The sequence below is a fragment of the Aeromonas sp. 600282 genome, from assembly GCF_049175755.1.
Taxonomy (GTDB): Bacteria; Pseudomonadota; Gammaproteobacteria; order Enterobacterales; family Aeromonadaceae; genus Aeromonas; species Aeromonas veronii_A.
Genome location: NZ_JAAKVR010000002.1, coordinates 295,414 through 315,239, shown reverse-complemented (window position 1 = coordinate 315,239; position 19,826 = coordinate 295,414). Strand labels below are relative to the sequence as shown.

Annotated in this window: 15 protein-coding genes; 5 read left to right on the top strand and 10 right to left on the bottom strand. The window is 61.8% G+C overall.

Features of this window, described 5'->3' with window-relative positions; genetic code table 11:
* The first annotated feature begins 298 nt into the window (after nt 1-298).
* Entirely contained in the window at nt 299-541 is a 243-nt protein-coding gene (locus tag G5137_RS04135) for a hypothetical protein (protein ID WP_421254976.1), read from the top strand.
* 167 nt (nt 542-708) lie between these two features.
* On the top strand, nt 709-1,473 hold the full coding sequence (locus G5137_RS04130; RefSeq protein WP_421203093.1) for a DODA-type extradiol aromatic ring-opening family dioxygenase: 765 nt from the start codon (nt 709-711) through the stop codon (nt 1,471-1,473).
* A gap of 93 nt (nt 1,474-1,566) precedes the next feature.
* Here the strand turns inward: G5137_RS04130 and G5137_RS04125 are convergent, their stop codons facing one another.
* The 3 genes from G5137_RS04125 to G5137_RS04115 form a co-directional block, all read right to left on the bottom strand.
* Entirely contained in the window at nt 1,567-5,319 is a 3,753-nt protein-coding gene (locus G5137_RS04125) for an AAA family ATPase (RefSeq protein ID WP_421254975.1), read from the bottom strand.
* The gene (locus G5137_RS04120) at nt 5,316-6,542 is read right to left on the bottom strand and encodes an exonuclease SbcCD subunit D C-terminal domain-containing protein (protein ID WP_421236153.1); all 1,227 of its coding nucleotides are present in this window, start codon (nt 6,540-6,542) and stop codon (nt 5,316-5,318) included. The genes G5137_RS04125 and G5137_RS04120 overlap by 4 nt, the downstream gene beginning before the upstream one ends.
* Before the next feature lie 103 nt (nt 6,543-6,645).
* Entirely contained in the window at nt 6,646-7,074 is a 429-nt protein-coding gene (locus G5137_RS04115) for a GNAT family N-acetyltransferase (RefSeq protein WP_216978334.1), read from the bottom strand.
* 179 nt (nt 7,075-7,253) lie between these two features.
* On the opposite strand from G5137_RS04115, the gene rdgC reads away from it, so the two are divergent.
* On the top strand, nt 7,254-8,165 hold the full coding sequence (gene rdgC / locus G5137_RS04110) for a recombination-associated protein RdgC (protein WP_005350107.1): 912 nt from the start codon (nt 7,254-7,256) through the stop codon (nt 8,163-8,165).
* Nucleotides 8,166-8,356: 191 nt separating this feature from the next.
* The gene (gene ggt / locus G5137_RS04105) at nt 8,357-10,138 is read left to right on the top strand and encodes a gamma-glutamyltransferase (protein WP_421254974.1); all 1,782 of its coding nucleotides are present in this window, start codon (nt 8,357-8,359) and stop codon (nt 10,136-10,138) included.
* 54 nt (nt 10,139-10,192) lie between these two features.
* On the opposite strand, the gene G5137_RS04100 is transcribed toward ggt, so the two are convergent.
* Nucleotides 10,193-10,663: an FKBP-type peptidyl-prolyl cis-trans isomerase gene (locus G5137_RS04100; RefSeq protein ID WP_005347462.1), complete on the bottom strand. Its 471-nt coding sequence runs from the start codon at nt 10,661-10,663 to the stop codon at nt 10,193-10,195.
* A gap of 174 nt (nt 10,664-10,837) precedes the next feature.
* Nucleotides 10,838-11,986: a sodium:phosphate symporter gene (locus G5137_RS04095; protein ID WP_005359054.1), complete on the bottom strand. Its 1,149-nt coding sequence runs from the start codon at nt 11,984-11,986 to the stop codon at nt 10,838-10,840.
* A gap of 249 nt (nt 11,987-12,235) precedes the next feature.
* Between G5137_RS04095 and G5137_RS04090 the strand changes: the two genes are divergently transcribed.
* The gene (locus tag G5137_RS04090) at nt 12,236-12,610 is read left to right on the top strand and encodes a hypothetical protein (protein WP_236726868.1); all 375 of its coding nucleotides are present in this window, start codon (nt 12,236-12,238) and stop codon (nt 12,608-12,610) included.
* A gap of 94 nt (nt 12,611-12,704) precedes the next feature.
* Here the strand turns inward: G5137_RS04090 and G5137_RS04085 are convergent, their stop codons facing one another.
* The 5 genes from G5137_RS04085 to G5137_RS04065 form a co-directional block, all read right to left on the bottom strand.
* Nucleotides 12,705-14,051: an APC family permease gene (locus tag G5137_RS04085; protein WP_005350109.1), complete on the bottom strand. Its 1,347-nt coding sequence runs from the start codon at nt 14,049-14,051 to the stop codon at nt 12,705-12,707.
* A complete protein-coding gene (locus G5137_RS04080) occupies nt 14,051-14,191 on the bottom strand; it encodes a hypothetical protein (RefSeq protein WP_005338239.1) in 141 nt (46 codons plus the stop codon). The genes G5137_RS04085 and G5137_RS04080 overlap by 1 nt, the downstream gene beginning before the upstream one ends.
* Before the next feature lie 647 nt (nt 14,192-14,838).
* Nucleotides 14,839-16,188 (bottom strand): APC family permease, encoded by a 1,350-nt coding sequence (locus tag G5137_RS04075; protein WP_227343014.1) that lies wholly within the window; start codon nt 16,186-16,188, stop codon nt 14,839-14,841.
* 366 nt (nt 16,189-16,554) lie between these two features.
* A complete protein-coding gene (gene gabT / locus G5137_RS04070) occupies nt 16,555-17,844 on the bottom strand; it encodes a 4-aminobutyrate--2-oxoglutarate transaminase (RefSeq protein ID WP_421254973.1) in 1,290 nt (429 codons plus the stop codon).
* 124 nt (nt 17,845-17,968) lie between these two features.
* The gene (locus G5137_RS04065) at nt 17,969-19,432 is read right to left on the bottom strand and encodes an NAD-dependent succinate-semialdehyde dehydrogenase (RefSeq protein ID WP_216953177.1); all 1,464 of its coding nucleotides are present in this window, start codon (nt 19,430-19,432) and stop codon (nt 17,969-17,971) included.
* Between the last annotated feature and the right edge of the window lie 394 nt (nt 19,433-19,826).

Below are 19,826 nucleotides of genomic sequence, written 5' to 3'. Positions count from 1 at the left end.
ATGGTTAAGGAATTTCCGCCGAGCAATATACACCAGTTTTTGGAATCTTTTTATGATCCAGAAACAACGTTTTGACCAGATAACGTTTTCTTTTCAGGGATAACGTTTTCCTGTGAGTCACATTTTAGAGCATACGGCCACAGGTTCGGGCTGAAGGGATACAAATGTTGCCATCTGTGGTTGTTTGGCCGGGTTGAGGTTCAGATGTTGTAAAATGACCACCCGTCCGCTGTCACCGTCTTGTCACCGGCTTGCGCAAAAATGTTAGTTCATTGGCGCACGGGTGAAGGAGGCCGAGATGAAAAACAGCCATGAAACCGGATGGGCTTTTCTCTTGCTGTGCGCCGCCCTGCTGCTGGTTCAGACACTGCCAGCCCGCTACTGGCCTGATAATGCGCGACTGCTGGCGATCTTCTCCCATCCGGTGAAAGGGGAGGTGGCCGCCGAGGGATTGGCGTGGCGAGAGTGGCAGGCTCACAGTGCAGCGACCCGGATGGCGCTTCGTGCAGCCCGACCGCTGCCGGATGCTCCTCAGCCTTGATATCTATTGCCGATTACCTGTCGTGAAGGCGTGAAATTATCAACCATTGGTTGATAGTTCTTATCTATCTTGCTGGATTGTTCACCTTTAATGGCAGGGGGATAATCGATTCCAACAGCGATATCCCCTCCGGTATCGCCCCCTGATACTTTGTTGGAGTCTGCTTTATGTCCCTCGCCCCCGTCTGGTTTATCTCTCACGGCGCACCGGATCTGGTGCTGCGTGAGCAACCCGCCACCCGCTTTCTGCGAACCCTGCGTCTGGGTGAGCTCAAGGGGCTGGTGGTCATCTCCGCCCACTGGTTCAGCCGCGAGCTGCAGATCAACGTCGAGCCCAAACCGGAGCTGATGTACGACTTTTACGGCTTTCCCGAGCCCCTCTACCGGATGCGCTGGCCTGCCAGCAGCCCCGAGTGGCTGCAACAAGGGGTGAGCGACCAGCTGGCACTGGCCGGACTGACCGCCACCCCGGTGCGGCGCGAGCTGGATCACGGGGTCTGGTCGCCGCTCTCCCTGATCGACCCAAACAGCGAGATCCCGCTGGTGCAGGTCTCCATTCCCGCGAGCTTCACCCCGGCCCAGTTGTGGCAGTTGGGAGAGGTGTTGGGGGCACTGCGCAGTCAGGGAATTGGCATCCTCGCCTCCGGCGCCATCACCCACAACCTGCGGGCGCTGGCACCGGAAGGCTCGCCAGTGCCGGAGTGGGCCAGCCTGTTTGTCGACTGGCTGGAGCAGAAGATGGCCGACGAGGATCGGCTGGCGCTGCTCGACTATCGTCGGCTGGCTCCAGGCGCGGTGGAGTCCCATCCCCACGACGATCATCTGCGCCCACTCTTTGTGGCGTTGGGGGCCGCTGATGGTGTGGCGCCCGCTCGGCTGCACGAGAGCTGGGATGGCGGCAGCCTCTATATGGGCGCCTACCGCTTCGGCTGATAGCCTCTCAACAAGACCCCGCCAATTGGCGGGGTCTTGTTATTTTCGGCGTAGTGATTTAGCCGATGGTACTGGTGATGGAACTGATGCTACTCAGGGGACCACTACCCGGCTCTCGCCGCCGCCGAGGGCTTCGACTCTGATCTGCACGCCAATCCGTTCTACCAGCGTCTGGACGTGGGAGATGACCCCGATCTGGCGACCGGCGGCCTGCAGGGAGTCGAGGCTGGCGAGCGCCAGATCCAGACTGTCCGGATCGAGGGTGCCGAACCCTTCGTCAATAAACAGCGACTCGACCTGGGTCTGGCGTGACGAGAGGCTGGAGAGGGCCAGCGCCAGCGCCAGCGACACCAGAAAACTCTCGCCGCCGGAGAGAGAGTCCACCGAGCGCACCTCGTCCCCCATATCGAGATCCACCACCTGCAGCGCCAGATCGGTGCCGGGCACCCGCTCCAGTCGGTAGCGGGGCGAGAGCTCGGCGAGCTGGGCGTTGGCCTCCAGCAGCAGACGCTCGAGGGTGAGGCTCTGGGCGAAGGTGCGGAACTTGGCGCCGTTGGCCTGCCCGATCAGATCGCACAGCTGCTGCCAGTGATCCGCGACTGCCTGCTGGGCGGCCAGCTCCTGTTGCAGGCTGCCCGCCTTGAGCGCTGCGGCTTCGGCCTGTGCCAGCTTGCTCTTGCACTCGAACAGCTGCTCTTCAAGGGCGCGACAACGGGCATCGAGCGCCGTCAGCTGCTCGCTCAGCTCTGCATCCGGCAGGGCGGCCAGCTCGGGATGGTGCTCGCGATAGCGATCCCGCTTGCTCTCCTCCAGCGCCAGCGCCCGTTGCCGCTCGGCAAGGCGGGTACGCGCTTCACCAAGGGCATCTTCCAGCCCTTGCAGGGCAGAGCGGCGAGCCTTGAGTTCATCGGGGCTGATGGCGAGCAGGCGGCGAAGGTCGTACTCGGCAATGCCAAGGGTGCTGGCGTGGGCAGCCCAGCGCCCCAGCACCTCCCGCTTGCGGCGGCTGCTGGTCTGCTTTTCCTGCTCCACATGGGTGAGGCGGGTCTTGAGTTCAGTCTGCCGCTCCCGCAGAGCACGGCCGCCGCTTTGCATCAGCTCCAGTTCGCTGGCGAGTTGTTGCAGTCGTTGCTGCCAGCGGCTCTCGACCAGCGGGATCTCCTCGCCACCCAGACAGGCGGCACGGCTGGTGAGCAGCCCCTGACGCTGCTGTTCGTGCTCCTTGTAGTCCCGCTCGAGTTTGTGCAGCAGCTCGCGCTGGGTCTGCAGGCGTGCCTCCTGCGCACTCAGGGCGGGGGTGAGGCTGGCGATCTCGCTGGCCAGCCGCTCCCACTCGCTCTGGCCGTGCAGCCAGGCTTCGCAGGCTCGCTGCCACTCGTGCCACTGCTGGCTGCCGAGCCACTGGCGCCACGGTTGGCCGCCCATCTGCTCGTCGAGGCGGTGGGCGCCTTGCTCAAGGCGCTGGCGCAGGGTCGCCTCCTGCTCGCCCATCCCCTTCACTTCCCCTTCCAGCGCGATGCGCTGGCGATCGGCCTCCTGCCACTGCTGGTCAAACTGCTGGTGCTGGGCAGCCAGTTGGCTCAGTTGCTGACGCACCCCTTGCAGCTGTTGCTGACCAAGCTGGGCCTGACGCAGCTGCTGCTGGCTCTGGGCCAACCCCTGCTCCAGCGCCTGGCCACGGCCAAGCAATGTGCTCATCAGCTCGTTCCACTCAATGGGGCTCTGGCGCAGCGGCAGCGGATGGTCGAGCAGGGTATCGCCCCCCAGCTGTTGCCAGCGCTGGGTCAGCTGCTCGGCGCGGGTTTCCAGCTCCGGCAGATGTTGCTGACGCACCGCCAGCTGGCGGGCCAGCTCCTGACGCTCGCTCTCGCACTGAATGTACTGATGGTTGAGCTGCTCCCATTCGAGTTCGAGGCTTCTGACCCGCTCCGCCAGCTGAGCCAGGATCCCCGCCACCTGGGGCTGGCTCTGGCTGTAGGGGTGCTCCCCGGAACCGCACAGCGGGCAAGGTTCGCCATCGCTCAGGATATGGCGATACTGCTCGAAGCTGGCGATAGCGCGGGACTGCTCCAGCGCGTGGCGCGCCTCATCCCGCTGCAGGGCGAGCCGCTCGCGGGCCGGTGCCAGCTCTTCGCTTAGGGTGGCGAGCTTGCCCAGCGCCTGCTCCAGCTGGGCAATCTCCTGCTGCAAGCGGCCATGTTGCTCGCCGTGGTTGCGGCCATAATCGGCCAGCTCCAGCAGCTGACGCAGCTGACCCAGCTGTTCGGTCTGCTGCTGCCACTGCTCCTGCGCCTTGGCGAGGCGGCTCTCCCACTGTTGCTCCTGCAGCTCGTTCTGTTGCTGTTGCAGCCTGTCTTGTTCATGTTGCCAGTAGTCGCGCTCCTGCTGACCTTGCTCCAGTTGGCGCTGCAACTGTTGCAGGGCGCGCAGCTTGTGATCCCGCAGGGTGAGCAGCTGTTGCAGCTTGTCGGCATCCTCGGCCCAATCCTGCATGGCGGTGAGCAGGGGCTGCCACTGGCGGGCCACCGGTGCCAGCTCCTTGTGCTCTTCGAGCCAAAGCCCCCACTGCTGGTGCTGCTGCTTGAGCAGCTCCACCTGTCTGCTCTGCTCGCGCCAGCCCTGCTCGAGGGTGAGTTGCACTTCTCGCTCCTGCGCCCCCTCCTGCTGGATCTTCTGCAACTGCTGCACTTTTTCCCGGATGCGGGTATCGAGCTCCTGCGCCCGCTTGAGTTCGGGTTGCAGGGCGCCCCACTCCCGCTCGGCGGCAATCTTCTCCGCCAGCAACTGCTGTTCGGTCAGCGCGCTCTGCTGGGTCTGCTCCTCGAGCTTGGCCAGCTCTGGGCCCAGCTCGGCGATCACCTTCTCCTGCTGCTGCACCTCAAGGGTGAGGCGGGCCAGCTCGTCGTGATCGGCGCGGGCTACTTGGGCCTGTTCGGCACGTGCAAACTCCTCGCGCTCGGGGGCCGCGGCGCCGTGGGCCTGCAGGGCGGCATCGAGCGCCGCCTGTCCCTCGGCGCAGCCCTGCAGCTGGGCGGCAATACGGCTGTTGAGGTCGCGCAAGTCCTGCATCAGCTGCTGTTGCTGCTGCTCGTGCTTGAGGGTGGTGGAGAGGCTTATCTGCTGGCTCACCCACTGTTCGCGGGTCGCCTCATCCATCAGCGCCACGTCGCCGAGGCGCTGGGCGATGGTGGCCAGCTTCTGCTGCTCTTCCCGTGCCCGTTCATAGGTCTGGATGGAGATGGCGGAGTAGAGCTCGGTGCCGGTCATCCGTTCGAGCAGGGCGGAGCGCTCGTTGGCATCCGATTTGAGGAAGGCGGCAAATTCCCCCTGAGGCAGGATCACCGCGCGGCGGAACTGCTCCCAGGAGAGACCCACCAGCTCGTCGATGCGATCCTGCAGCTCCCGCTTGCTGCCGGAGAAAACCTGCCCTGACTCCACATCGGTCAGGGTTCGCTCCTGCGCCTGAAAACGCCCCTCCGAGCGGTTTCGCGCCCGGCGCACCGCCCAGCGGGCCAGCCAAATGCGGCCATCGCAGCCACGAAACTGCACCTCGGCAAAGCCGCTGGCGTGGCCGCGACTGAGGATGCCACGCACGTCGTTGGCCTTGAGCTTCTCTTCGTCATCCATGCGGCCCACTTCGGCCACGTTCTTGCGATTGGCAATAAAGCGCGGCATCTCGTCGTAGAGGGCCAGACAAATGGCGTCGAGCAATGTGCTCTTGCCCGCGCCAGTGTTGCCGGTGATGGCAAACAGACCGGCGGCGCCGAGCGCCCCCCTGGTAAAGTCGATGGTGAAGGGGCCGGTCAGACTGGCCAGATTCTCACCTGACAGAGACAAGATTTTCATTGGTTTGACTCCTTCACCTGCTCCAGGATCTCTTCAAACGAGGCGACCAGTTGTGCTTCGGGTTCCCCCTCGAACTGGCGCTGATAGCAGAGGCGAAACACCTCGGTGGGGGAGAGCTCATCGAGCCTGCGCCGCTCGCGACCATCGGCCAGCCCTTCGCCCGAGCCCTGATACTGGGTGCTGATGCGGGCCAGACGCACCGGCTTGTCTGCGATGGCCGCCAGAATACGCTCGCGGATGCGGGCTTCTGGCTTGGGCAGCAGCAGCCGTACTTCGAGGAAAGGCTGTGCTTCTTGTGGACAATCAGGCAGCTCGAGCGATGCGATGGCTTTGAGTGCGTCGTCGAGGCTGCTCTGGGGCAGGCGGATCATCTCCACCGCGCGGGGTACCGGGATCCGCTCCAGCCCGGCCAGTTTCCCCTCTGAAAAGGTCACTTCCAGCACCTGATGGTTGTAGTTGGCTTCGGCCAGCGAAAGCGGCAGCGGCGAGCCGCTGTAGTGCACCCCCTCGGCCGGGCTCTGGGCCAGATGGAGGTGACCGAGCGCCGTGTAGTCGGCACCGGCAAAGAGTTCGGCAGGCAGTGCGTGTTGGTTGCCGCCGAGCACCCGCCGCTCCGACAGCTCCGAGAGCTGGCCCGCCGCCAGATAGGCATGGCCCATGGCGATGAGCGGCAGACCCTCCCCGCAGCGGGCGCGCCCTTCGGCCAATACCTCGGCGTAGATTTGGCGTACCCCTTCGATCAGCCGGTCCTGCCCTTCTTCCAACGGCTCCACCCGCAGATCGCTGCTGCGCAGGAACGGCACGGCGGCGCACCAGGCGGCAATGTTGCCCTCCTTGTCTTGCAGCGGTACCAGCAGGCGGTCGGCCTCGAGCTTGCCCTCACTGTCGCGACTGATGCTGCCCACCAGATGCAGATCAAAGGCCCGCAGCAGCTCGTGGGGGGCATCCAGCTTGGAGGGGGAGTCGTGGTTGCCGCCGATCAGCACCATGTTGAGGTGGGGCATCTCGGCGCGCAGCCGCGCCAGAAAACGGTAGAGCTGTTGCCAGGCGCTGGCGGGCGGATTGGCGGTATCAAACAGGTCGCCTGCCACCAACAGGGCGTCGATCTCGCGCGCCTTGAGGGTGTCGCTCAGCCAGTCGAGGAAGGCATCGTGTTCAAAACGGCGGTCATGACCATGCAGTTGATGGCCAAGATGCCAGTCGGCGGTGTGAAGGATTTTCATTGGAAAGCAGCCCGATTTCAGGGATGGTGCCTGGGGCACCCGATGGAGACAAGATGAGGATGCCCCGTGCTTTTTTCAAGTAAAACAGCGGGCTGTCATCAGTTCATGCGGGTTCGCAGCACATCTTGTACTGGGGGTGACCGGTGAGGGGATCGGACTCTTCACCCTTGATGACGAAACCGTGGCGACGATAGAAACGTACCGCCTGATCGTTCTCGACGAAGACCCGGGCGTAGAGCGACGCCCCCTGACGCTTGGCCTCCTGCAGCAGGGCGTGGCCGACACCGCGACCCTGACGGTCGGGACGCACAAAGAGGGCGGCGAGATAGTTGTCCACCAGCGCCATAAAGCCGAGCAGATCGCCGCGCTCCTCAAACACCCAGATGGCGGCACGATCGAGATAGCGGGTACGCAGATCCTCCTGGGCCTGCCACCAGCAGGAGGCATCGACGAAATCGTGGGCCTGCAGGGAGGCCAGCAGCCAGATTTCGACGATCTCTTCCATATCTTCCGGGCGACTGGGCCGCAACATAAATCCATCCTTGGTAACAACTTGTACACTCGCAGTCTAGGGGAACTTGACGGCCGTTCAGGTGATATAAATGAGACCCTGTGAGGTCGATCGCCCTTTATTTAGCGAGAATGATTGGCTGATCACAAAGCGCCTCTCTAGTACAATGCCCGCCGGACAATCTAGAGACCGAGGACGCCATGTGGTTTAAAAACCTGCAGATTTATCGCTTTACCCGCCCCTTTGACCTGACCGTGGATCAGCTGGAAACCCAGCTGGAAGCCTGTGCCTTCACCCCTTGCGGCAGTCAGGACATCTCCCGTTTCGGGTGGGTCAAGCCCCTTGGCAAATTCGGCTCAACCCTGACCCACTCTGCCTCCGGCCACATCCTCATCTGCGCCCGCAAAGAGGAGAAGATGCTCCCCGGCACCGTGGTCAAGGAGATGCTGGCCGAGAAGGTAGAAGCGATCGAGTTCGAACAGGGACGCGCCCTCAAGAAGAAAGAGAAGGAAGCGCTGAAAGAGGAGATCCTCCACACCCTGCTGCCCCGTGCCTTCAGTCGTACCAGCCAGACCTTCGCCTGGATCAATCCGGCCGACAATTTAATGGTGGTGGATGCAGGTTCTGCCAAGAAGGCGGACGATCTGCTGGCGCTGCTGCGCAAATCCATCGGCTCCCTGCCGGTGGTGCCGGTGGCCCTCAAGAACCCGCCCGAGATCACCATGACCGAGTGGCTGAACGAGGGCAATCTGCCAGCCTCCTTCACTCTGGAAGACGAAGCCGAGCTGCGCAGTGCCATGGAGCACGGCGGCATCATCCGCTGCAAGCAGCAGGATCTGATGACGGATGAAATCAAGAACCACCTGGCCAACGACAAGCTGGTGACCAAGCTGGCCCTCAACTGGGGCGAGACCGTCAGCTTCGTGCTGGGGGATGATCTCTCCATCAAACGCCTGAAATTCAGCGAAGAGCTGCGCGAGCAGAACGACGATGTCACCAGCGAAGATCCGGCCGCCCGTCTGGATGCGGACTTCGCGCTGGTGACCTCCGAGCTGTCCCAGTTTATCCCGGCGCTGTTTGCCGCCCTGGGTGGCGAAGAGCAGTCCATCTAACCGGACATGCGCCTGTTTGGCCTCTGCCATCCCATCGTAAAAGCCGCCTTCGGGCGGTTTTTTTATACCTATTGCGGATAGCCATTATTGATAGATGAGTAAGATATTGATCTTGTTCAATAACTTGAGCTGTCAGCGCCAATCGTGACATAGTCCCTCTTCATGGTCATAAAACAGACAAGGAGAGTGTCATGTTGCGCAAACCTCTGGGGCTGGCTGTCGCCCTTGCCCTGCTGGCCGGTTGTGCCAGTGACAGCGGCTTTCACTACACCCCGCCAGCCCAGACCCTGATCGCGCCGGAGGCGGCCAGTGGCTGGACCGACAAGCAGGGCTGGCAGGGCCATGACTTCATGGTGGCGGCCGCCAACCCGCTGGCGGTGGATGCGGGCTACCAGATCATCAAGGCCGGTGGCAGTGCCGTCGATGCCGCCATTGCGGTGCAGCTGGTGTTGACGCTGGTGGAGCCGCAATCCTCCGGGATCGGTGGCGGAACGCTGCTGCTGGTGTGGGATGGCCGCAAGGTGAGTGCGGTGGATGGCCGCGAGACGGCGCCGGCCGCTGCCACCGACCAGCTGTTTATGCAAGATGGCAAGCCGCTGGCGTTTTATGACGGTGTGGTCGGGGGCCGCTCGGTTGGCGTTCCCGGCACCCTGCGCGCGCTGGCACTGGCCCATCAGCGTTATGGCAAGCTGCCATGGGCTGTGCTGTTCGAGCCCACCATCACGCTGGCAGAGCAAGGATTTGTGATAAGTCCACGGCTGGCCACATTGCTGGCCAAGGATCCCTATCTGGCACGGGATCCGCAGGCGCGAGCCTACTTCTATCAGGTGGATGGCAGCCCCAAAACGGCAGGCACCCGGCTGACCAACCCGGCGCTGGCCAGGGTGCTGCGCACTCTGGCCACAGAGGGGGCGGATGCCTTCTATCGGGGGGCGCTGGCGGATGCCATGGTGGCCAAGGTTCGCCAGCATCCCACCAATCCCGGGGTACTGGCGGCCACCGATCTGGCCAGCTATCAGGCCAAAGTGCGTGATGGCCTCTGCTTTGACTATCGCCAGAGCAAGATCTGCGGTTTCCCCACTCCCTCGTCCGGCACTCTGGCGCTAGGCCAGATCTTCGGCATGCTGGAGAGCCGCGATATGGCGGCCCTCAAGCCGATCACCACGAAGGAGGGGGGGCTGGCTGCTTCCAGCGAGGCTATCCACCTCTATAGTGAAGCGGCGCGTCTGGCCTTCGCCGATCGCAACCAGTACGTCGCCGACAGCGATTTTGTCAGCGTGCCAGTGCAGGGGCTGCTGGACAAGGGCTATCTGGCCGAACGCGGCAAGCTTGTCGGTCAGCACTCCATGGGGATTGCCAAGCCCGGTACGCCGCCACAGGCGCTGGCGCGGGGCCAGGATGCGACTCCGGAACTCCCCTCTACCAGCCATGTCTCGATTGTCGACAAGGCGGGGATGGCCATCTCCATGACCAGCTCCATCGAGGATGGTTTCGGGTCGCGTCAGATGGTCAACGGCTACCTGCTCAACAACCAGCTCACCGATTTTTCCTTCACCTCGGTGGATGCCGCCGGTCTGCCGGTGGCGAACCGGGTGGAGCCGGGCAAGCGGCCCCGCTCCTCCATGTCACCCCTGCTGGTGTTTGACAAGCCAAGCGGCGAGTTGACCATGACCCTGGGCTCGCCGGGGGGCTCCGCCATCATCAACTACGTGGGCAAGACCCTGCTCGGTACCCAGGATTGGGGCCTGAACCTGCAACAGGCCATCAATCTGCCCAACTTTGGCAGCCGCAACGGCCCCACCGAGCTGGAAGTGGGACGCACCCCCATGTCGGTGGTCGAGGGGCTGAAGGCGAGGGGACATGAGGTGGTATTGAACGAGCAGACCTCCGGCCTGCAGGGGGTTGAGCGCAATGGCGGTGGCTGGTTTGGCGCAGCGGATCCGCGCCGGGAAGGGATCGCCAAGGGGGAGTGAGGTTCCCATAGCAACAAGGCCAGCATAATGCTGGCCTTATTGCTGATGGTGCGCTTACTGGATACCCAGCAGCTCCACATCAAAGATCAGGACTGATCCCGGCGGGATTTTGCCTGCGGCACGGTCGCCGTAAGCGAGGTTGGCGGGGATGTAGAAACGGGTCTTCTCACCTTCCACCATCAGCTGCACCCCTTCGGTCCAGCCAGCGATCACCTGATTGAGGCCAAACTCGATGGGCTCGCCACGGGCGACCGAGCTATCAAAGACGGTGCCGTCCAGCAGCTTGCCCTCGTAGTGCACCTTCACCTTGCTGGTGGCGGTGGGGTGAACGGTGCCGGTGCCCGGGGTCAGCACTTCGTACTGCAGGCCAGAGGCGGTGGTGGTCACCAGCGGCTTCTCCTTGTTGCTGGCGAGGAACTCGGCGCCAATCCGCACGTTGTCGGCCGCCAGCTTCTTGTTGTTGCTGCTGGAGTAGAAATAGTAGGCCACACCGGCGATGAGCAGCGCGATCAGTATGAATTTCATCGGTTTTTCCTGTTCCATGAAATGTAAAAAGTGCAATGAGGGCGCCATCTTATCGCGCACAGCCCCTGATGGCGAGCCACAGGGCGGGAGGATGTGAGCGGGCAGGCAAAGCCCGGCGAGCTGGATGCAAAAAGGGGCGAGTCGGTGACTCGCCCCTTGTCATGGCAGCGGCGCTTACTTGGCGGCCACCATCATCAGGGCGGGCAGGGCGAAGAAGAGGCCCGTTACATAACCCAGAGCCAGCAGCTTGTTCTCGCTGCCTACTCGGGCCAGCCCCTCGGCGGCGCGCACCGGCAGGTCGCGCAGGAAGGGGATGCCATAGATGATGACCACGGCAAAGAGGTTGAACAGCACGTGGACCAGCGCGATGGTCAGGGCCAGCTGGGCACCGGCTCCACTGATGGCGGTGGCAGCCAGCAGGGCGGTGATGGTGGTCCCGATATTGGCCCCCAGAGTGAAGGGGTAGAGCTGACGGGTGCTGAACACGCCGCCGCCGGCCAGCGGGATCATCAGGCTGGTGGTGGTGGAGGAGGACTGCACCATGATGGTCACCAGCGCACCGGAGGTAATGCCGGTCAGCGGGCCACGGCCCAGCGCCTTGTGCAGCACCTCTTTGGCACGGCCAACCAGTACCTGTTGCAGCACTTTGCCGAGATACGTGACGCAGGCGAGGATCAGCAGGATACCGATGACGATAGTGGCGATGGCGGCGCCCTTGCCCGGCAGGAAGGCAACGGCGCTGTCAATCAGCTGCTGGGCCGGTGCGGTCAGCGGCTTCATGAAATCCATGCCCTTCATCGACATATTGGCGGAGCCTACCAGCAGGTTGGCCAGCCACTCGGCGCTGTGTTGCAGCAGACCGAACATCAGTTCCAGCGGCAGGAAGATGAACACCGCCAGCAGGTTGAAGAAGTCGTGCACGGTGGCGGCGGCGAAGGCGCGGCGGAACTCGGCGCGATCCCGCACATGGCCCATGGAGACGATGGTATTGGTGATGGTGGTGCCGAGGTTGGCACCCATCACCATGGGGATGGCCATGCTGATGGGCAGGCCGCCAGCCACCAGACCGACGATCACCGAGGTGACGGTGCTGGAGGATTGCACCAGCGCGGTAGCGAGAATACCCAGCAGCAGGGCGACAAAGGGGTTGTTGGCAAAGGCGAAGATCTGGGCTGCGCCCTCGGCGCCGCCGGAGAAATCTTTGAAGCCGTGGGAGATGGCGCCCACGGCAACCAGGATCAGGTAGACCAGTACGATGACACTCATCCAGTTGAACAGGGCGCGGGTCGCGGGCGGCTGTGACAAGGAGTGATGGTGTTGCATAAAGCCTCTTGAGACGGTCGTTCCGTCTTGGGTTGTTGATGACCCGCGCATTTAATCAATGGTTAATGACAGAAATATGACAACGTGACATTTCGATGATGTTTTTATGACTACGAACTGCGGCGACAGGCGCTGACCGAGCCGGTTGGCTCTGGGGTGGCAAAAGGGGGGACGAAAGCACTGCCGCCTTGTCAGCCGGAATGTGATCGCTACACTGCGCCCCTTTATTGGCAAGCAGGAGTAAACAAGATGATGCGTGCATGGATCCTCTCTCTGTCGCTGGGGCTGCTCTCGGCAGGGGCACAGGCCAGCCTGTTGAAAACCGACTGCAACCTCGACAAGGCCCTCAAAAACGAAGCGGTGAATGCCACTCTGGGAGTCAAGGGCAACTGTGATACCAGCAAGCTGGTGAAGCAGGAGAAAGAGAAGGTGAAAGCTGAGGTGCAAAAAGGCCGCAACGACCTGCTGGGCGAGAAGCGTGCCGACCTCAAGGAGAGCGGCAACGGTATGCAGCAGAAGATGGACAAGGCAAACCAGCAGCTGCACAAGGCGGAGCAGGATGCCAAGACCATCGCTCGCGATCCGCTCAAGGCTGCGGCGACCGCCGTACTGAATAAGCAGTAAGCAGACCGGGCCCAAGCCCGTGTGACCGGCCACAGACCGGCAGCAAAAAGGGGAGCCATGGCTCCCCTTCTGTCTATCCATTATCCGCAAAGGATCAGGCGTCAGCCGCTTCCTCGTATTGACGGAACGGGATGCGGAACACCGCCAGACGCAGGAACAGATAGGTTGCGCCAAGGCCCGCCCAGATCAGGCCCAGCTCCAGCGAGCTCTGCTCCAGGTTTATCCACAGAGCACCGATGGTGGCGGCGCCGAGCAGCGGCATCAACAGGTAGATGACGTGATCCTTGAGGGTCTTGTTGCGTTTCTCGCGTACCCAGAACTGACCGATCACCGACAGGTTGACGAAGCTGAAGGCCACCAGTGCGCCGAAGTTGACCAGCGCCAGTGCGGTATCCAGATCAAACGACACGGCGGAGAGGGCCAGACCACCCACCATCAGCACGTTGATAGCCGGAGTACGATATTTCGGGTGGATGTAGCCAAACACCCGCTCCGGGATCATGCGATCACGCCCCATCACGTAGAGGATGCGCGACACACCGGCGTGAGCCGCCATGCCGGAGGCCAGTACCGCGACCGTGGTGCAGACCAGAACCACGGACTGGAAGAAGGTGCCGCCGACGTAGAGGGCGATCTCCGGCAGTACCGCATCCGGATGCTGGAAGCGGGAGAGGCTCGGGAAGTAGAGCTGCAGGCAGTAAGAGACCACCACGAAGATGATGCCGCCGATAAGGGCCGTCAGCACGATCGCCTTGGGGATCACCTTGCCGGCATTCGGGGTCTCTTCGGAGAGGGAGCTCAGACCGTCAAAGCCAAGGAACGAGAAGCAGAGGATGGTGGCACCGGTGAAGAGCGGCACCAGCTGTGCTGACTCGAAGTGGAACGGACGGCTGCTCATCAGGGTGCCAGCCCCTTCACCGTGGTAGATGCCCCACGCCATCAGGCCGATAAAGAGGGTGATGATGGCCAGCTGGATCACCACGATCAGACCGTTGAAGTTGGCCACCAGATTGATGCCGCGCAGGTTCAGGAAGGTCATCACGGTCACCAGACCGAAGATGAACACCCAGGGCTCGACGCCCGGGAACATGGCGGTCAGGTAGATCTTGGCCAGCAGAATGTTGATCATCGGCATGAACATGTAGTCGAGCAGGGATGACCAGCCGACCATGAAACCGACGTAGGGGTTGAACACCTTCTGGGCATAGGTATAGGCAGAGCCCGCAGAGGGGAACTTGCGTACCAGATGACCGTAGCTGAAAGCGGTGAGCAGGATGCCACCCAGAGCCAGCAGATAGGCGGTGGCGACCCGGCCATCGGTGATGTCACCGACGATGGCGAAGGTGTCGAAGACAGCCATGGGGGTCAGATAGGCCAGACCCATCACAATCACTTGTGTCAGGGTAAGGGTCTTGAGCAGCTTGGCGTTTTGCGATGCCATTACGCTTTCTCCTCAATCAGTGCCGCAGCACGTGCTTGCAACGAGCGCAGGGATACGATGGATTCGCAAGCCTGTACATCAAGGGCGCCGGGGAGGCGCATACCGGGCTGTACCGGCAGGAAAGCATTAAAACGCCCCATTGTTATCCTCTCAACGTCGGGAGATTGTTTGGCAATCTCGGATATCACTTCCGGAAATGTTCCGGCCTCTTGTGGTGGGTTTGTACTGCACTTCAAAATAGAAAAACCGATGTCGCAGTGAACATCGGTCCTTTATTGGCGGCGTATTGTGCATTCGGTCAGCCCCCTTGACAAGCAAAAAAGGGCGGATAAACGCATTTTTTTGCATACGCAGGGGGCGGGTAAGTGGTCACTCGCCCCCGGCAGCCGTCCCCGAGCCGCTCCCCCCTTTTCGGGGGGGAAGAGAACCCTGTCGTAACGTATGAAAAGTCGGCAAATTGGGGCTGCAGGGTGCATAGCGCCTCAACATTGATCCTGATCATATTTGCCGGCGTTCCCCCGGGCTCGAGTCCAGCGATCTTATCGGCTGGCGGGGGATGGGAGGGGGTGAAATGGAAAAAGAGTGATTGCATATCCATTCACATTAGTGACTAATGATAGGAGGCGACGCGGCTCGGGCCATGGCACGGCGAGCGGTCCGGCTGGGTAGTTATTTGAAATCAGTCACACTTCCTGCAGAAACCGCGTTTCTGGCAACCAGCTCGCCGCAAAAACAACAAGGAGCCCGCAGGCTCCTTGTTTTGTATGGCGGTATGGTTGAGCCGCGATTACTGGGCGATCTCCACCTTGTCAGCAGGTTGTAGCGGGATGCGGAACACGGTGAGGCGCAGGAACAGGTAGATGGCACCCAGCGCCGCCCAGATCAGCCCCAGCTCGAAGGAGGCGGGTTCCAGATTGAGCCACAACACCCCGATGCAGGCGGCGCCACAGAGCGGCAGCAGCAGGTACATCAGGTGATCCTTGAGACACTTGTTGCGGCCCAGCTTCACATAGAAGTGGGCAATCACCGCCAGATTGACGAAGGTGAAGGCCACCAGGGCGCCAAAGTTGATCAGTGCCAGTGCCATCTCGAGATCGAACGATACCGCGGAGAGGGCCAGCAGACCGACCAGCAGCACATTGCATGCCGGGGTCTGCCACTTCGGATGCACATAGGAGAAGAAGCGACTCGGCAGAGCGCGATCACGACCCATTACATAAAGCAGGCGCGACACCCCGGCGTGAGAGGCGAGTCCCGAGGCCAGCACCGCCACCGTAGTGCAGACCAGTACCACCGCCTGGAACAGTTTGCCACCGACATAGAGAGCGATCTCCGGCAGGACTGCATCCGGTTGCTTGAAGCGGGAGATGTCCGGGAAGTAGAGCTGCAGGAAGTAGGACGTGCTGACAAACAGCACACCGCCGATCAGCGCCGTCAGCACGATGGCGCGGGGGATCACCCGATCCGCGTCCGGTGTCTCTTCCGACAGGGTGCTGATGGCATCAAAGCCGAGGAACGACAGACAGAGGATGGAGGCACCCATCAACAACGGCGAGATGTTGATCTGCTCGGAGAAGAAGGGACGGCTGCTGGCCACGGTCCCCAACCCTTCACCGTTGTGGACGCCCCAGGCGATCAGGCCGATGAAGACGGCGATAATACTGAACTGCATGATGACGATCAGGCTGTTGAAGTTGGCCACCAGCTTGATACCGCGCAGGTTAAGGGCGGTCATCACCGCCGCCAGACCAAAAATATAGGTCCAGGGCTCCACCTCGGGGAAGAGAGCCTGCAGATAGATCTTGGCCAGCAGCATGTTGATCATCGGCATGAACATATAGTCGAGCAGGGAGGTCCAGCCCACCATAAAGCCGACATAGGGGTGAAACACCTTCTGGGCATAGGTATAGGCGGAGCCTGCCGACGGGAACTTGCGTACCAGATGGCCGTAGCTCAGGGCTGTGAACAACATGCCGATGAGGGCAAAGAGGTAGGCGGTCGGCACATGGCCTTCGGTAATTTCGGTGACGATGCCGAAGGTATCGAATACCGCCATGGGAGTGAGGTAGGCAAGACCCATGACCACGACCTGCCACAGTTTCAGGGTCTTTTTCAGACCAACCGGTTGGGCGTTCATCATGCCTGTTCCTCACGCGGTGCCAGGGCGGCACACTCCATCAACGAAACCGGGAGAGAGGCCCGGGAATCAAGGGCGCCAGGGCGGCGCACACCGGCCATGGCCGGTTGGAAAGCATTGAGATGCCCCATGTTGTTCCTCACTAGACTTGGTGTCGGGAGACTGCTGCCAATCTCGCTATCTTTTCCGGGGGTGATCCGGCCTCGTTTATGGGTGTGTTCACTGTCTAAAAAAGAACCGATGCCATTGTTTTACATCGGTTCTTTCAGTGGCGGCGCATTGTGCATTTGCAGGGCCCCCTTGACAAGAAAAAAAGGGGGCAAAATTGCATTTATTTGCACAGGTAAGTGGTCACTTTCCTGCTGGTCAGGCCAGCACGGCCTCCAGTGATTTTTCAAGGAGTTGCAGCCCCTCGTCAATCACTGCCGCAGGGGCTGTCAGGGGGGCGAGAAATCGGATGACATTTGCGCGCACCCCGCATGAGAGCAGGATCAGACCGCGCTTGCCCGCCTCGGTCACCAGACGTTTGGTTAGGTCGGGATCGGGCCGGCTGGCATCACGTTGTTTCACCAGTTCCATGGCCACCATGGCTCCGGGTCCACGAATTTGACCTATGCAGTCAAAACGCTCGGCTATGCGTTCCAGTCCCGCCTTGATCTGCTCACCTTGCGCCTGGGCCTTCTGGTTGAGCTGCTCCTCTTCGATCACCTGCAACACCGCCAGCGCGGCGGCGCAGGCAATGGGGGAACCGGCATAGGTGCCACCCAGGCCCCCCGGCTTGGCGGCATTCATGATCTCTGCCTTGCCGACTACTGCAGAGAGCGGGAAGCCCCCCGCCAGACTCTTGGCCAGGGTCATGATGTCCGGCTCGATGCCGGCATACTCGGTGGCGAAGGTCTTGCCGGTGCGGCAGAAGCCGCTCTGGATCTCGTCACAGATGAGCAGAATGCCGTGCTGATCGCAGATGCTGCGCAGCTTTTGCATAAAGCTCGCGGAGGCAGGATAGAAGCCCCCTTCTCCCTGTACCGGCTCGATGATGATGGCGGCAACGCGGGAGGGTTCGATGTCGGCGCTGAAGCAGAGATCGAGGGCGTGCAGGGCATCCTCTTCACTTACCCCGAGATAATCGGCGGGGAAGGGGATGTGGTAGACCTCACCCGGGAAGGGGCCAAAGCCGCTCTTGTAGGGGACCACCTTGCCGGTGAGCGCCATCCCCATCATGGTGCGGCCGTGAAAGCCCCCCTTGAAAGCGATGGTGCCGCTGCGACCGGTATGGGCGCGGGCGATCTTGATGGCGTTCTCGACTGCCTCGGCACCGGTGGAGAGAAACAGGGTGCGTTTCGGGGTCGGGCCGGGCACCAGGGCGTTGAGCTTTTCGGCAAGCTCGATATAGCCCGGGTAAGGGGTGACCTGAAAGCAGGTGTGGCTGAATTTTTCCAGCTGCTCGCGCACCGCCGCCACCACCTTCGGGTGGTTGTGGCCGGTGTTGAGCACGGCGATGCCGGAGGCAAAGTCGATGTAGCGGTTGCCCTCCACATCCCACAGCTCGGCATTTTGCGCACGGTCGATAAAGACCGGCAGCAGGGTGCCGACGCCGTTGACCACGGCCGCTTCGCGGCGTGCTTGCCACGCCTTGTTTGATTCTGACTGACTCATCTTTCCTCCCTGAGGGGCCGCAGCCCCGGATATTCCCTGAAAATGTGGTGGGCGATCTGGCGCCCATTACCGCCGAACAGCCCATCGGGCCAGATCGGCGGCCTGTCGTCTCTGTTTTACTGCCCTAGCGAATGGCGCCAAAGCAGAGATATTTGGTCTCCAGATACTCCTCCAGCCCCTCGGCGGCCCCTTCCCGGCCCAGACCTGACTCCTTGATGCCGCCGAAGGGAGCCAGCTCAGTTGAAATGATCCCCTCGTTGATGCCGACCATGCCGTATTCAAGCTGCTCGGCGACGCGCCAGACACGGGCGATATCGCGGCCATAGAAGTAGGCGGCGAGCCCATAAGGGGTATCGTTAGCCAGCGCGATGGCTTCGGCTTCCGTCTCGAAGCGCACCAGCGGGGCGACCGGGCCGAAGATCTCCTCCTGCAGGATGGGGTTGGTTTTATCCACCTTGCCCAAAATGGTGGGTTGGTAGAAGAGGGGGCCGGCGGGGTGGGCTTCGCCCCCCAGCAGTACTTCGGCACCGGCGGCGACTGATTGCTGCACCAACTCGGCTACCTTGCTGGCGGCGGCGGGGTTGATGAGCGGGCCGATCTGGGTGCCTTCCGCCATGCCATCTCCCACCTTGAAGGCTCTGACGGCAGCGGTCAGCTTCTCGGCGAAGGCGTCATAGATACTGGCCTGCACCAGAATGCGGTTGGCGCAGACGCAGGTTTGCCCGGCGTTGCGGTATTTGGAGGCGAGTGCCCCGGCCACGGCGGCGTCGAGGTCGGCGTCGTCAAAGACGATAAAGGGGGCGTTACCGCCCAGCTCCAGCGACAGCTTCTTCATGGTGTCGGCGCACTGGCGCATCAGCAGCTTGCCGATGCGGGTGGAGCCGGTGAAGGAGAGCTTGCGCACCACCGGATTGCTGCACAGCTCGTTGCCCACAGCGCTCGCCTGATGGCTGGTGACGATATTGATGACACCGGCGGGGATGCCCGCCTGCTCGGCCAACACCGCCAGCGCCAGCGCGCAGAGCGGCGTTTCTGCGGCGGGTTTGATGACGATGGTGCAACCCGCTGCCAGCGCAGGGCCCGCCTTGCGGGTGATCATGGCAATGGGGAAGTTCCACGGAGTGATGGCGGCGACTACCCCGACCGGCTGCTTGATGGTGGCCAGCCGGCGATCGCCGCTAAAACCCGGGATGGTGCGGCCATAGGCGCGCTTGCCCTCCTCGGCGAACCACTGGATAAAGCTGGCGCCATAGGCCACCTCGCCCTTGGCTTCTGCCAGCGGCTTGCCCTGCTCGCAGGTCATGATGCGCGCCAGCTCGTCGCTATGGGTTGTGATGGCGGCAAACCAGGCGTAGAGCTTGTTGCTGCGCTCCTTGGCGGTCAGCGCAGCCCAGGCGGGTTGCGCCGCGTGGGCGGCCGCGATGGCGCGGCGGGTATCCTCGGCATCCATGTCGGGCACCTGGGTAATGACGGCCCCGCTGGCAGGATTGGTCACCTCGAAGGTGCGGCCGCTGGCGGCCTCGCACCAGTGACCAGCTATATAGGCACGGGATTTGATCAAGCTTTGATTGGAACTGGTAGCGGACATGGCAAGCCTCGATGATGAAACCTGGCAGCAAGGTGGCGATGATGCGGCTCATCCTGTACTGCTGCCGTATAAAATAATAAGCACAGAGAGACCATAAATTGAGCGCAAATGTTTTTCAAGTGTTAAATATATTTGAATTGTTGGTGTGTTGCATGCTAGAAATTGGGCTGTGTAGCGCAGTTTAACCAGATGAACAGGGTATCGCACGATAAGTGGTGTGCAAAATAATGAACGCCAGGCTGTGTAAGATAGCAAACAGTGATGCCATGGCTGGTCCGCTATTTTAACCAGTGGCAACAGGGAGGTGGCCAATGTACCAACGTGACAAGGGAATCGATGGCGGAGGCCTGCCATGAGCGGGGCGCCAACCCAGAGCAGCAGTACCCGCTCCGGT